This is a genomic window from Dactylosporangium sp. NPDC005572 (genome assembly GCF_040605515.1).
Taxonomy (GTDB): Bacteria; Actinomycetota; Actinomycetes; order Mycobacteriales; family Micromonosporaceae; genus Dactylosporangium.
Genome location: NZ_JBEXCY010000092.1, coordinates 13180 through 26736 on the forward strand (window position 1 = coordinate 13180; position 13557 = coordinate 26736).

General features: G+C 70.6%; 12 protein-coding genes. 4 read left to right on the plus strand and 8 right to left on the minus strand.

Features of this window, described 5'->3' with window-relative positions; translation table 11 throughout:
• The first annotated feature begins 31 nt into the window (after positions 1 to 31).
• Both ABZS66_RS34105 and ABZS66_RS34110 read left to right on the plus strand, forming a co-directional pair.
• Positions 32 to 2635 (plus strand): family 78 glycoside hydrolase catalytic domain, encoded by a 2604-nt coding sequence (locus ABZS66_RS34105; RefSeq protein WP_354764978.1) that lies wholly within the window; start codon positions 32 to 34, stop codon positions 2633 to 2635.
• Complete coding sequence (locus tag ABZS66_RS34110; protein ID WP_354765026.1) at positions 2635 to 3579, plus strand: D-2-hydroxyacid dehydrogenase; 945 nt, start codon at positions 2635 to 2637, stop codon at positions 3577 to 3579. Before ABZS66_RS34105 ends, ABZS66_RS34110 begins: the two co-directional genes overlap by 1 nt.
• A 156-nt stretch (positions 3580 to 3735) precedes the next feature.
• Here the strand turns inward: ABZS66_RS34110 and ABZS66_RS34115 are convergent, their stop codons facing one another.
• The 3 genes from ABZS66_RS34115 to ABZS66_RS34125 form a co-directional block, all read right to left on the minus strand.
• Positions 3736 to 3981 (minus strand): DUF305 domain-containing protein, encoded by a 246-nt coding sequence (locus ABZS66_RS34115; RefSeq protein WP_354764980.1) that lies wholly within the window; start codon positions 3979 to 3981, stop codon positions 3736 to 3738.
• 44 nt (positions 3982 to 4025) lie between these two features.
• Entirely contained in the window at positions 4026 to 5696 is a 1671-nt protein-coding gene (locus ABZS66_RS34120; RefSeq protein ID WP_354764982.1) for a cellulose binding domain-containing protein, read from the minus strand.
• Positions 5697 to 6098: 402 nt separating this feature from the next.
• Positions 6099 to 7460: a helix-turn-helix domain-containing protein gene (locus ABZS66_RS34125; protein WP_354764984.1), complete on the minus strand. Its 1362-nt coding sequence runs from the start codon at positions 7458 to 7460 to the stop codon at positions 6099 to 6101.
• On the opposite strand from ABZS66_RS34125, the gene ABZS66_RS34130 reads away from it, so the two are divergent.
• On the plus strand, positions 7459 to 8592 hold the full coding sequence (locus ABZS66_RS34130) for a hypothetical protein (RefSeq protein ID WP_354764986.1): 1134 nt from the start codon (positions 7459 to 7461) through the stop codon (positions 8590 to 8592). The two genes, ABZS66_RS34125 and ABZS66_RS34130, sit on opposite strands and share 2 nt — an antisense overlap.
• Before the next feature lie 61 nt (positions 8593 to 8653).
• Complete coding sequence (locus ABZS66_RS34135) at positions 8654 to 9268, plus strand: alpha/beta hydrolase fold domain-containing protein (protein ID WP_354764988.1); 615 nt, start codon at positions 8654 to 8656, stop codon at positions 9266 to 9268.
• Positions 9269 to 9410: 142 nt separating this feature from the next.
• On the opposite strand, the gene ABZS66_RS34140 is transcribed toward ABZS66_RS34135, so the two are convergent.
• Genes ABZS66_RS34140 through ABZS66_RS34160 form a run of 5 tightly spaced genes read right to left on the minus strand, consistent with a single transcriptional unit; the run spans position 9411 to position 13546 of the window.
• A complete protein-coding gene (locus ABZS66_RS34140) occupies positions 9411 to 10187 on the minus strand; it encodes a sugar isomerase domain-containing protein (RefSeq protein ID WP_354764990.1) in 777 nt (258 codons plus the stop codon).
• 32 nt (positions 10188 to 10219) lie between these two features.
• On the minus strand, positions 10220 to 10954 hold the full coding sequence (locus ABZS66_RS34145) for a GntR family transcriptional regulator (RefSeq protein ID WP_354764992.1): 735 nt from the start codon (positions 10952 to 10954) through the stop codon (positions 10220 to 10222).
• Between the two features lie 2 nt (positions 10955 to 10956).
• Positions 10957 to 11823 (minus strand): ROK family protein, encoded by an 867-nt coding sequence (locus ABZS66_RS34150; RefSeq protein ID WP_354764994.1) that lies wholly within the window; start codon positions 11821 to 11823, stop codon positions 10957 to 10959.
• Positions 11823 to 12635 (minus strand): carbohydrate ABC transporter permease, encoded by an 813-nt coding sequence (locus tag ABZS66_RS34155; RefSeq protein WP_354764996.1) that lies wholly within the window; start codon positions 12633 to 12635, stop codon positions 11823 to 11825. The genes ABZS66_RS34150 and ABZS66_RS34155 overlap by 1 nt, the downstream gene beginning before the upstream one ends.
• Before the next feature lie 5 nt (positions 12636 to 12640).
• Positions 12641 to 13546: a sugar ABC transporter permease gene (locus ABZS66_RS34160; protein ID WP_354764998.1), complete on the minus strand. Its 906-nt coding sequence runs from the start codon at positions 13544 to 13546 to the stop codon at positions 12641 to 12643.
• Between the last annotated feature and the right edge of the window lie 11 nt (positions 13547 to 13557).

Below are 13557 nucleotides of genomic sequence, written 5' to 3' on the forward strand. Positions count from 1 at the left end.
TCCCCCAGCCGTTCCGATGAAAGGGCAACGCATGCCGGGCACGCCTTCCGCGCCGCGGATCGAACATCACCGCGAGCCCCGGGGCATCGGCGAGCCCGCTCCGCGCGTCTCGTGGACGACCACGGCGGAGCCGCACTGGCGTCAGCACGCGTACGAACTCGAGGTCGCGCGGCGCGGTACCGTCGAGAAGGTCCGCGTTGAAACGTCCCAACAGATCCTCGTCCCGTGGCCGTCCGCCCCGCTCGCGTCCCGGGAGCGGGCCACCATGCGCGTCCGGGTCGCGGGCGCCGACGGTGTCCACGGCCCGTGGTCGGAGCCGACCGAACTCGAGGCCGGCCTGCTCGAGCCGGGCGACTGGGTGGCCGCGCCGGTGGGTGCGGCGTGGGACGAGGACCCGGACTCCGACGACCGGCGCCCCTCCCTGGTCCGACGGGAGTTCGAAGTGGGTGCCGGGCTGCGTTCGGCGCGCCTCTACGTGACGGCGCACGGCCTGTACGAGGTCGAGCTCAACGGCCGGCGCGTGGGCGACGACGCCATGTCGCCCGGCTGGACCGTCTACGGCAAGCACCTGCGCTACTACACGTACGACGTGACGCCGCTGCTGCGGACGGGCGGCAACGCCATCGGCTCGTGGCTCGGCGACGGCTGGTACCGCGGCCGCCTGGGCTGGCGCGGCGGGTTCCGCAATCTCTTCGGCTCGGACCTGTCCCTGCTCGCCCAGCTCGAACTGCGCTACGACGACGGCCGGACCGAGACGGTGGCCACGGACGCGTCCTGGCGGGCCGCGCCGAGCCCGATCATCCGGACCGGGAACTACGACGGCGAGGACTACGACGCCCGGGAGGAGCAGCCCGGATGGTCGTCGCCCGGCTTCGACGACGCGACGTGGACCCCGGTCGCGGTGCACCAGCAGGATCCGGCGGTACTGCGGGCGCCCAGCGGCCCACCGGTGCGGTGCACGGAGGAGGTCGCACCGGTTGCCGTGCTCACCGCGCCGAGCGGCGCGCGCATCCTCGACTTCGGGCAGAACCTCGTCGGCCGGCCCCGGATCCGGGTGCAGGGGCCGGCCGGCGCCACGGTGCGCATCCGGACCGCCGAGGTGCTGCAGGAGGGGGAGCTGTACACCCGCCCGCTGCGCTCGGCCCGGTCCACGGACCACTACACGCTGGCCGGGCGCGGGACCGAGGAGTGGGAGCCGCGGTTCACGTTCCACGGCTTCCGCTACGCCGAGGTGTCCGGCTGGCCGGGCGACCTGGACGCCGCCGTCGCCGCGGGCGACATCGTCGCCCGGGTCTACCACACCGATCTGGAGCGCACCGGCTGGTTCGCATGCTCCGATCCGATGCTGGAGCAGCTGCACAACAACGTCGTCTGGGGCATGCGGGGGAACTTTCTCGACATTCCCACCGACTGCCCCCAGCGCGACGAGCGCGTCGGCTGGACCGGCGACCTGCAGGTCTTCGCGCCGACGGCGGCGTTCCTCTACGACGTGTCCGGGATGCTGGGCGGCTGGTTGCAGGACGTGGCCCGCGAGCAGCTGCCCGACGGCACGATCCCGTGGTACGTGCCGGTGATCCCGTCGAAGTACATGTGGACGCCGATCCGGCCCGGCGCGGCCTGGGGCGACGTGGCGACGCTGACGCCGCTGACGATGTTCGACCGCTACGGGGACCTGGCCTTCGTCGAGCGGCAGTTCGACAGCGCCCGGCGCTGGGTCGACCTCATCGACCGCCTCGCCGGTCCGGACCACCTGTGGAACGAGGGGTTCCAGCTCGGCGATTGGCTCGATCCGGCCGCGCCGCCCGAGGACCCGGCTGACGCGACGACGGACCGCTACCTCGTGGCCACCGCGTACTTCGCCGCCTCGGCCCGCGCCGCGGCCCGGATGGCCGAGCTGCTCGGCCGGGCCGACGACCGGGCGCACTACGCGGACCTGTTCGAGGCGGTCCGCAAGGCCTTCGCCGCCCAGTACGTCCGGCCGGACGGGCGGATGACCAGCGACGCCCAGACCGCCTACTCGCTCGCGCTGGCGTTCGACCTCATCCCGGATGCGGCCGAGCGTGCGGCGACGGCCGCCCGGCTGGCGGAGCTCGTCGCCCAGGCCGGCAACCGCATCGCGACCGGGTTCGTCGGCACGCCGCTCGTCAGCGACGCGCTGTCGGCCAACGGGCACCTGGACACCGCCTACGACCTGCTACTCGAGCGGGAGTGCCCGTCCTGGCTCTACGCCGTCACCCAGGGCGCGACCACGGTGTGGGAGCGCTGGGACGCCCTGCTCCCCGACGGCACGGTCAACCCCGGCCAGATGACGTCGTTCAACCACTATGCCCTCGGGGCTGTGGCGGACTGGATGCACCGGGTCGTCGCCGGCCTCGCCGCGGCCGCGCCGGGCTACCGCGAGATCCTGTTCCGGCCCCGCCCGGGCGGCGGGCTGACGTCGGCCTCCGCGCGCCACATCACGCCGTACGGCGAGGCGGCCATCGCGTGGCGCCTGACAGCCAAGGGCATCGAGGTCGACACGACGGTGCCGACCGGCACCACGGCGGTCCTCGACCTGGACGGAGTACCGCCGCAACGCCTCGGCCCCGGCCGGCACCGGGCGACGGCGCCGCACCCGGCCGGAGCGGCCCGGTGATGCGCACCCCGGTCGTCGTGCGGGGCCTCGGCCTGGACGAGCGGGAGCGGCAGGAGTTGCACGACGCCGCCGGCCCGGGGCTCGAGCTGCGCTTCCCGGCCGACGGCGAGCCCGTCGGCTTCGGCGACGTCGGCGCGGTCATCGGCCGGATCTCCGACGCCGAGCTGGCCGCCGCGCCGGCATTGCGCTGGATCCACCTCTGGACGGCCGGGGCCGACCACGCCTTCACCCCCGGCCTGGCCGCCCGCCCCGACATCACGCTGACCGCGTCGGTTGGCAACGGCGCGATCGGGCTGGCCGAGCACGCGGTCCTGCTGCTCCTGTTGCTCGACCGGGGCGGCTGGCACTGGGCGCGGGCGCAGTGGGAACACCGCTGGGATCCGGCCATACACGGCGAGCTGGCCGGCCGGACCCTCGGCCTGGTCGGGCTCGGCCACGCGGGCCGGCACCTCGCCGGGATCGCCCGGGGCCTGGGCCTGCGAATCCTTGCGACCCGCCGCACGCCTGTCGAGACGCCCGAGGTCGACGCGCTGTACCCGCCGGAGCGGGTCGCGGAGATGCTCGCCGAGTGCGACGCCGTCGTCGTCACCGCGCCGCTCACGCCGCAGACCCGCGGCATGCTGGGCGAGGCCGAGTTCCGGGCGATGAAGCCGACCGCCTACTACGTGAACGTATCCCGCGGCGAGGTCGCCGACGAGTTGGCCCTCGAGCGGGCGCTGCTCGAGGGGTGGATCGCCGGCGCCGGCCTCGACGCCCACCACGTCGAGCCGCTCCCGGCCGGCAGCCCGTTGTGGGATCTACCGAACGTCATCGTGACGCCGCACAACGGCTCGACGACCCGGCAGTCCCGGCGCCGGTCGTTCGACACAGCCGCCGGGAACCTGCGCCGCTTCGCCGCGGGCGCGTCGCTGGCCGCGGTGGTGGATCGCGAAGCGGGCTATTGAACCGGTTCGCTGCGGGCGGTACCCGGGCAGCCCTCGTCACCCGCCATCAGTCGGCGAGGCCCGGCCGCCGGTGCCGTCAGCCGGCCGCGCAGGTGGGCTGATGCCGACGAGCCATCCGGCCCAGCGTGCCACTGGCCCGCCCGGTGCCCAGGGTGATCAGGCCGGGTTCTTGATGCGCTCGGTCAGCTTCTCGAACAGCGTGATCTCGGAGCGCTGGCCGGTGCGCATAGGCTCGGCCAGGTCGCGCACCTGCTCGCGATCGGTGCGGGCGAGGACGGCATCGACCATCATGATGCCGCCCAGATGATGGCGGGTCATCAGCTCGCAGTACAACACATCGACCTCGGGGCTCACGGCCTTGCGCAACCGGGCCATCTCAGCCGCGCCCGCCATGCCCGGCATGAGAGCCTTGAGGGGCCCACACGTGTGTATTCGTCGCTTGGTGGTCAGGCCACGGTGCAGGGGATGCCGTTGAGGGTGAAGGCGGTCGGTTCGGCGGTGTTCCCTGTGTGAGTGGCCTGGAAGCCGAGGTCGACGGTGGCTCCGGAGGCGAGCGTGCCGTTGTAGCTGACGTTGCGGGCGCTCACCTGGCCGCTGGCGGGAGAGAAGGCGGCATTCCAGCCTGAGGTGATCGACTGGCCAGCGGGCAGGGTGAAGCCGAGCGTCCAGCCGTTGATCGTCGACGTGCCGGTGTTGGTGATGCTGATACTGGCCGTGAAGCCGGAGTTCCAGGTGTTCATCGTGTAGGTGACCCTGGGTGCCGTGCCAGCGCCCGGCGCGGGACTCGACGTGGGGCTGGGCGACAGGCTGGGTGACGGGCTTGGCGACGCGGTGCCGCTCACGCTGGTCACGAAGGTCATTGCGCTTCGGGCGGGAAGCGTGACGGTGAGAGAGCCGTTCGTCATGCTGAGCGCGCTCTGGGGCGCGACGTTCCTGTTTGCGTCGGTGAGCCAGTTCGCGACGCTGCCGGACGCGCTGGTGTTCGCCAGGGTGAACTGCTGGCTGACCGACGAGGTGTTCTTGTTGACGGCGACGATGACGACGGTGTCGCCGCCCCGGTACGCCGAGACGAAGACGTTCGACGCAGGGTTCGCCGTCGCGTCGATCCGCACGTATCCGGGGCGGACGAACCTGGCGAAGTGCGCCATCATGGCGCCGCGCTTGCTGATCTGACCGTCCTCCCGCATGGGTCCGTAGCTGCGCCGAATGGTCCACCAGATGTACGCCTGAAACTCGGCGTCCACCATGGCGTGGTGGATGTGCTCCCCCACGTCGAGCGCCTGCGGCCAGAGGTCCCCCGAATCGGAGCTGTTGGGGTAGTAGACCTCGGTCATCCAGAGTTCCTTACCCGCGCCCTTCTGCTTGAACAGGGGGTAGGGGAAGTTCGCGTACGAGGTGCCGTACAGGTGAGCCCCGATGATGTCCACGTTGGCGAGCGCCGTGGGGTCGTTGAGGATCGGGTCGGACATCGACTTCACGTACTGAAATGACTCGGGCGCGATGACCCTGGTGCTGATCGAGCCGGCGTTCTCCCGCAGGAACCGGACGATTTCGGCGGAGGTCCACCACGTCCAGTCCGCCGCGTAATCCGGTTCGTTCTGCACGGATATGCCATAGAGGTTCACCCCGTTGTTTCGCATGTACGTGGCGAAGTCGTTCAGGTGCTGGGCGTAGGCGCCGTACGCGTTGTACCTAAGCCGCTTCGCGTTGGTCTGGCTGCCGCGGGTGAAGGTTTCGATCATGCTGGCAGGCGGGTTCCACGGCGACGCGATGACGGTCGCCCCGAGTTCGACCGCGCGCTTCGCCGTCGCCAGATCCCGGCTCCAGTCCGACTGGTTCTCGCCGACCGGAATCCTCAGCACGGAGAACCCCAGCCGACCCTCGCCGGCACCGAACGCCGTATCCCGCTGCGCAGCCGTCAGATCGCCGATCCAGGCCGCGTGGGCCATGCCACCGAAGCCCCGGATCGCCTGTCGCGGTGCCGACGGATTGATGTTCGCTGCCGCGGCCTCAGCCTCCGCAGCCCCCAGGACCGACGCCGCGACCGTGAGGACCGGCACGGCACCCAGCGTCGTCAGGACAGTTCTCCGGCTCAGCAAACGCGGTTCGCCACTCACCGGTTCATTCTGAGGTTCATTCTGAGGTTCATTCTGATGTTTCGTCATGTCCTCGTCCTTCTGGCCGTCGGCACCGATCGTGCAACATCGATGAACGATGACAAAACCTCGTCCGGACCGCAAGGTCGCCTGATTCCGAAGAAGAGAGGCGGATTACATCGTCAGCAACCGTAAACGGGTATGCTCAAATACGCAGGTCATGGCCTTGCCCGCCATGATCATAGAATCATCAGGATTAGCGTGCCAGATGAAAGTTCCAAATCGATGGCACGCGACCCTGGATGCGCCTCCGAAATAACAGATTCTGCTTTGTAAAACCTGTAGGGCCGCACCGGCGGTCGCCCGTCCCGCGGGAGTGACTCCGAGCAGTTCGTGAGCCGGCTGTGGTCGGCGGAGGCGTTGTCAATCTTCGCCGGCCGATGCGGCGGAGTTGGGCCAGTCGAGGGCGCGGGCCCCGAGCACGGCCGCCTGCAGGACGAACCGATCGGTGGCGCCGGCCGGATCGCGGCCGGTGAGTTGGTGGATACGACGCAGCCGATAGGTGATCGCCCGGACCGACAGATGCAGCCGCCGCGCGGTGGCCGCGGTGTTGCCGCCCGAGGCCGCGTACGCCTCGATGGTCTCCAGCAGTGGCCCCGCCCCGCCGCGTGCCTGCCGCAGAGGCGCCAGAACTGTGTCGATCAGGTCGGTGATCGCCTCACGATCCCGTAGCAGTACCCGGTAGATCAGCAACTCGTCGGCACGGACGATCGGGTCGCTGTGACCGAGGCGGTCGGACAACTCGAGTGTGTCAACGGCCTCCTCGTACGATCGCGCCACTCCGGCCACGCCGGGGTGAGCACGGCCGACCGCCATCCGGCCGCCGGTCGGCTGCGGCAACGCCTCGACCGGCGCCCCGTCGGGCAGGACCGCGACCAGCATCGCGCGCCGCGTCGTGACCAGGAACTCGCCGGCACCGGCCGCGGCCAGTGACGACATGGCCCGCGACACCAGGCGACTGGCGTCGCCGAGCGGCCGCGGACTGCGGACCACGGCCACCGCATGGGTAGCGGCGAGGTCGAGACCGAAGCGTTCGGCGCGGTCGAGCATGGCCATCGGATCGGCCGTGCCGCCCAGCAGGTCATCGACGAACTCTCGGCGATCGGACTCCTCCAACCGCACCGCGGCCCGCCGAGCGGCGGCGAACCCGTCGCCCACCGCCACGATCGTGTCGTCCACAGCGTGCAGCACGATCTCGCCGACCCGCCGGACGGCCTCCGGGTCGTCACCCCCGACGGATGGCAAGTGCCGCCAGGCCCGCCACGCGGCCGACAGGTACAGGTCGATCAGCGCCGAGAACGCCACATCACGATCGGCTGCCTGCGCGCCGAGCGCCCGGAACCGCCGCAGGTCGCTCGCGCCCAGCCGCATGCCCGTCGCGCAAGCATCCGCCAGCCGCGGCAGGAATCCGTCCAGCAGCGCGCTGTGCCGGACGCCGGCCTCCTCGGCTGCGGCCGCGGCGATGTCGTCCCACTCCACCATTGTCGGACTCTCATCTGTGCCGAATTCGGCAACAGTAGCGCGCACTCCTCGGCCTTCGGACTCCACCGCCTGGTGGTCGATGTTGCCCGCCGTCGGCAACGAACACGGCGTGATGACTGCGCACAACCGTCCTGACCGTTCGGCACGCCGCAGTGAACGCTGGATCCATGACGTTGCTGACCGGAGGCGATCGGCCGTACAGCGGCACGTCCGCCGACACCGTACGGAGGAGCAGAAGGCCATGTTCGCCCCGACCGCCGCCGACCGCATCGGCAAGCACGCCAGCCCGCCCCCCGCAGCCCAGATCACAGCCCTGCAGCGGATCCAGGAGTACCCGGCCATCTCGGTACTGCTGACCACCACCCCGGCCGCCCAGCTCACCCAGGCGGACGCGCTGCGCCTGAGGGCACTCGCCAGCCGCGCCATCCACCGCGTGTCCACCGAACTGCAGCCCGCAGCCGCTCGCCCCGCGGCGCAGCGCCTGGCCAACCTCGTCAATCAGGCCCGCACGGCACCGACTTCCCACGCGCTGGCCATCTACGCATCCGCCTCCACTGAGGCGCTGCTGCGCCTACCGATCCCCGTCCGCGACCGGGCCGTGGTCGACCCGACGTTCGCCACCCGAGACCTCGTCCTCGCGATGCACCGCGCCCCGAACCACCTCGTGCTGGCCTTCGACACCGCACGGGCGACGCTGCTGTACACCGCCGGCGACGCCGTCCTGCCGGCCCTCACGGCCGCCTTTCCCATGCACGCGCCGCCCCGGCGAAGGCACCGAGGCCGTGGCCACGCCGACCGGCAGTGCCGGACCGGCCGCCGCACGGGCACCGACGACGACTTCTACCGGCAGGTCGACGCCGCCCTGGGCGCGTACCTGCGGTGGCACCCGGCGCCGCTGGTGCTCGTCGGATCCGACTGGGCGCTCGGCGCGTTCCAGCGCGTCTCGCTCAACACCGATCGGGTGGCCGGCGTGGTGCGCGGCAATGTCAACAACGCGTCCGCGGCTCACCTTGCCACTCGCACCCGCGCCGCCCTGGACACCTACCTGGGCCGCCGCCGCGACGAGACGCTCGCTCTCATCGCCCGTCGCGCCGCTGCGGGCCGGGTCGCCAGCGGTGTGCCGGCCGCATGGTACGCCGCCCGCACCATCGCACCTGAGGTACTCGCCGTGGACGAATCACTGTTCTATCCCGCCCGAATCAGCGACGACGGCGACACGCTCAACCTCGCCGACGACGTGGAGCACCCCGACGTCACCGACGACGCGGTGGACGAGCTCATCGAACTCGTCCTCGCCCGCGGCGGCTGGATCGCCATGACCGGCCCCGGCACCCTCGACCGTCACGACGGCGTCGCTCTCGCAGTCCGAACCTGAGGTCGCAACCTGACGTCGCGGCCCGACCCGGGCCGCCTGGAGATTCGAGGTGGACACGCCGATGACGATTCTCAGCCAGACCATTGCCGCTCTGTCGACGAACTCCGCGCGATCCGGCACAAGCGCCCGCGCGCCGACAGTGACGAACCATCCGTCAACCACACCGGCACCGCTTCGGCCGCTGACCGGACCGGCGTCGGCCGCGGACATTGGAGCATCGCTGGACGTCCGCGACCTCAGCATTCCCGGCGGTCCGCACGGCCGGATCCGGCTCCGCCTGTTTCGACTGACCGGTGCCGCCGGAGCGCTACCCGTCATCGTTTACGTGCACGGCGACGATCACGTCGTGGGGAACGTCGGTACCCGCCGCCGAGCCACCATGCTCGCCACCGATCTGACCGCGGCGGTGGTTGTCGTGGACTACAGTCGGTGCCCGAAGACCTACTATGCCGCCGCCGTCGAGGAGACCTACGCCGCTGTGGCCTGGCTGGCACGGCACGGCAACCGATACGACCTCGACGGCACCCGCATCGCCGCGGCCGCGGACCCGACGACAGCCGGCATGGCCGCCGACCTAATGCTCCTCAGCGACCTGTGCGGCGGGCCGAGCCTCGCCGCGCACGTGCCACTCGACTCCCGCGCCAAGGCGATCCTGCGCGCGGCGCTCGCCGCCTAGGCGGACAAGCGACGCTAGCCCGGTGCCGGCGCCGGGTGCTCCGCTGCCGCGGCGCGATCGCGGCCGTCGCACGTGAGACGTGGCGGCGTGTGCGCGGGGGCCGTCGAGTTTGGCACAACGGCCCCTGCGCGTGGGGCACCCGCTACCGCTCCTGGATCGCGCGTCCCTCCGCGGCGTGCAGCAGTGCCCGGTGTGCCGCGAAGACCTCGTTGTTGCTCGCCAGCGTCGCGCCCGCGACCGTCGGAGACACGAACGTCGGCAACACCACACCCCGCGACCCGAGCACTGCCGCCGTCCGAGTGATGATCTCGTGACTCACAACGGAGGCGACCACGGTGGAGGAGCCACCCACCGGCCGGTCCCAGCCCTCGACCGTGATCAGGGCGTCCTCGACCGGCACCCCCGTGTCGACCATGACGTCACAGACGTCGGCGAGACGCTTGCCGGTCGAGTGCTCCGCCGGCCGGGACAGGGACTCCGACGACGTGACGGCGACGGTGAAGAGGCCTCGCTCCCCGGCGTACATCGCGGCTTCGATGCCGGCCGAGTTGCGTCCGCCGTGGCTGTACACGACGAGCACGTCGCCCGCGTTCAGCGGCTGGTTCGCGAGGTACTTGTCGACGTAGTCCTCGGTGCGCTCGAGCCACAGCAGCTCTCGCACGCCGCCGGGGCCGAGGACGTTGTGCCACATCAGCCGCGGGTCCGTCAGCGGGTGGAGTCCGACGAAGCTGCCGTATCGCGGGAACGCATCCTGGGTGGGGAGCACCGAGTGGCCGCTGCCGAAGAGGTGGATCAGACCGCCGGCCTGGACGGCGTCGGCGCACCGGACCGCGACCTGGTCGAGGATCTCGTTCTGGGTCGTGGCCAGCCGGTCGAGCAGTTCGACCAGGCGGCGGGTGTAGGCGGGCTGGGTGGACACGTGGTGTTTCCTTCCGGTTGTGACTGTGCGATCTACGGACTGCGGAGTGCGAAGCGGATCTGGTACCGGTCGCCGCGCATGACGCTGGTGACGCGCTCGAACGGGCCGAGGTTGTCCTGGGTGACGCGCTCGACGAAGAAGCCCGGGGTACGGGGTGCCACGTCGAGCAACCTCGCGTCGGCACCCTTGATGAGGCCGACGGTGAAGGTCTCGACCGCATGGACGGGGGTGATGCGGTACTGGCGGCGCAGCAGCTCGTACAGGCTGCTGTCGCCGAGGTCGACCTCCAGCAGGCCGGGGAAGCGGGCGGCCGGGAGGTAGGAGGTCTGCAGTCCGATCGGCTTGCCGTCCGCGCTGCGCAGGCGGTGGATCCGCACCATGGGCTCACCCTCCATGATGGACAGTGCGAGGGCGTTCGGTTCGTCGGCCGGTACCAGCGAAGCGTCCAGCACCTTGGCGCTGGCGACGAGGCCGAGTTGGGCGAGCTCGCTCGTGAAGGACGTCACGTGGCGGGCGCCTGCCACCAGCGCGGTGTCCCGGACGAAGGTGCCGCGGCCACGCTCACGTACCAGGAGCCCGCGACTGACGAGGCGTCCGATTGCCTGGCGCATGGTGATCCGGCTGACCCCGTACGCCTCGCCGAGATGCTCTTCCCCGGGGATTCTCTCGCCCGGAACCCACTCGCGAGCCTCGATCCGGCGCCGCAGGTCCTCCTCGACCTGCATGTGCAGTGGAACCCCGGTCGACGGGTCCAGCGGACGACTCATGATCATGACCACACTTTCCCTGACATGGCGGCGATCGACGCCCCGACGACCTGAGAGTGACTGCCGAGAGCTGCCGGTACAACCGACACGCGGCGAGCGTCAGGACTGCCCGCCCGCCTCAGCGCGCTGAGCATGGCCTCGGCGTAGACATCGAAGGCGTCACAGAGCCCGCCGGCGAGCACGACGATCTCCGGATCCAGGACGCTGGCCAGGGCGGCGAGCCCTTCACCCAGCGCACTCGCCCATGTGTCAAGGGTTTCACGGGCGGTGGGCTCCCCGGCGAGCGCCGCCGCGACCACATCGCGCCCGGCGCGTCCCGGGCCCGCCATCCGGTCGAGCGCACGGCCGGATGCCGCGAGCTCCAGGCCACCATGGTCGGGTGTCGGCGTGTACCCGGCCGATGGCAGCCAGCCGAAGGAGCCGGCGGTGCCGTGCGCGCCCCGCACGATCCGGCCGCCGAGCATGATCGCCCCGCCGATGCCGGTACCGACCGAGACGAGGGCGGCGTTGCTCGCGCCGCGCGCCGCGCCTTCGCTCGCCTCAGCGAGCAGGCCGAGTTGGGCATCGTTGGCCAGCGTCACCGTCGCAGCACCCAACCGGGCGGCGAGGTCGTCGGCGAGGGGACGCCGGTCGAGCCAGGGCAGGGCCGGGATCCAGGCCGGCACCGACGGACCGGTGGCGCCCGGCAGGCCAACCACCACCGGTCCCGCGGTCGCCGCGCCGAGCTCGGTGGCCAGTTCGCCGATCGCGTCGAGCAGCGCCTCGTACCGGGTCGGTACCGGCCGGGCCAGCACCTTCGAGCGGACCCCACCGGTGACCGCGCACACCCGCAGCGACGTGCCGCCGACGTCGACGCCCAGGGCCGGCATCACTTGACCCCCGTCCGCGAGATGTTCTGGATGAACACGCGCTGGGTGAGCAGGAAGACCACGATCGTCGGAATGCTCGCCACCAGTGCCCCCGCCATCACCACGGACTGGTAGCGCACGCTGGTCGCATACGACAGCAGTTGCGACAGGGCCAGCACGACGGGGAACTTGTCGTCGCTCTGCAGCACCGACAGCGGCCACAGGAAGCTGTTCCAGTAGTAGACGAACGCGAACACCGCGAGCGTCACCACGGCCGGCCTGAGCAGAGGCACCACGACCGTCCATAGGATGCGCAGCTCACCGGCCCCGTCGACGCGTGCGGCGTCGATCAGCTCGTCGGGCACATCCAGGCAGAACTGCCGCATGAGGAAGATGCCGAACGGATTGGCCAGCCACGGCAGCAGGACGCCGAGGTACGAGTCCGCGAGCCCGAGCGAGGAGACCATCCAGTACAGCGGAACCAGGGTCACGATCGGCGGCAGGAACATCGTCCCCACGAGCGTCCAGAAGAGCGCGTCGCGCCCACGGAATCGGTACTTCGCGAAGACGTAACCCGCGCCGATGCTGGTGACGAGCACCGAGAGCGTACCGACGCCGGCGATGAGGACGCTGTTCGCCATCGCCGACCCGAACGGGACGACGTCGAAGACGGTGGTGTAGGCGTCGAAGGTGAGCTCCCGCGGCCACCACGTCGGGGGTATCTCGCTGAGCTCCGCGGGCGACTTCACACTGGAGATGAACATCCAGTAGAGCGGGAAGAGGGGGAACACCGCGGCGGCGGCGAGGCCGACCACCGCGCCGATGCGGGCCAAGCGCCTCATCGTGTACCTCTCAGACGCCTGGCCGCCAGGATCGTGCCCGCCAGGACCAGCAGCACGAGCAGCAGGCTCATCGCCATCGCACTCGCCTGGCCGGCGAGGCCGAACTGGAACGCGGTACGTTGGATCTCGAAGGTCAGCACGTTCGTGGCGTCGGAGGGTCCGCCCTGGGTGAGCAGGTACACGGGGTCGAACACCTGGATCGAGTTGATGACCGCGATCATCGCGACGAACACCAGGGTCGGGCGGAGCAGCGGAATAATGATGCTCACGGTCTGCCGCCACCATCCGGCGCCGTCGATTCTCGCCGCCTCGAAGACTTCAGCCGGAACCTGGGTCAGACCGGCGATCAGCAGCACCGTGTAGTAGCCCAGCATCTGCCAGACGTTGAACAGCGCGATCGAGAACAGTGCCACGTCCGGGTCGCTGATCCAACCGACGGAATCCAGGCCCAGGGCCATCACCATCTGGTCCAGCGGGCCGTACCCGGGCGCGTACAGGTTGCCCCACACGAGCGCAACCGCGATGGTCGGTACCACGTACGTCGCGAAGAGGATCGTGCGAACGACGTGCCTGCCTCGGACGCTGGGAAAGTACAGCAGCATCGCGAGGAGAAACGCCAGCGGGAGCGTGATACCGACGACCATCAGCGCATAGACGACCGTGTGCCACAGCGCCGAGCGGAAGTTGCCGCTCGCCCACAGCGCCTCGTAGTTGTCCAGCCCCAGCCAGCGCATCTCGCTCATCGGGGTATACATCGACCACTCGTGCAGGCTGATCCACGCGGTCAGGACGATGGGCACGAACACGAACGCACCCGTGATCACGAGCGCCGGCGAGAGCAACAAGGTGCCGGCGCCGCGGTGCCCCCGTGCTCCGCGGCGCTGGTGCTGCACATTCGTCACAGGTCCTCGAA

Coding starts and splice junctions, on each gene's coding strand:
- ABZS66_RS34105 (WP_354764978.1), top strand. CDS start 32: ATGCCGGGCACGCCTTCCGCGCCGCGGATCGAACATCACCGCGAGCCC.
- ABZS66_RS34110 (WP_354765026.1), top strand. CDS start 2,635: ATGCGCACCCCGGTCGTCGTGCGGGGCCTCGGCCTGGACGAGCGGGAG.
- ABZS66_RS34115 (WP_354764980.1), bottom strand. CDS start 3,981: ATGCCGGGCATGGCGGGCGCGGCTGAGATGGCCCGGTTGCGCAAGGCC.
- ABZS66_RS34130 (WP_354764986.1), top strand. CDS start 7,459: ATGTTCGCCCCGACCGCCGCCGACCGCATCGGCAAGCACGCCAGCCCG.
- ABZS66_RS34125 (WP_354764984.1), bottom strand. CDS start 7,460: ATGGCCTTCTGCTCCTCCGTACGGTGTCGGCGGACGTGCCGCTGTACG.
- ABZS66_RS34135 (WP_354764988.1), top strand. CDS start 8,654: ATGACGATTCTCAGCCAGACCATTGCCGCTCTGTCGACGAACTCCGCG.
- ABZS66_RS34145 (WP_354764992.1), bottom strand. CDS start 10,954: ATGAGTCGTCCGCTGGACCCGTCGACCGGGGTTCCACTGCACATGCAG.
- ABZS66_RS34150 (WP_354764994.1), bottom strand. CDS start 11,823: ATGCCGGCCCTGGGCGTCGACGTCGGCGGCACGTCGCTGCGGGTGTGC.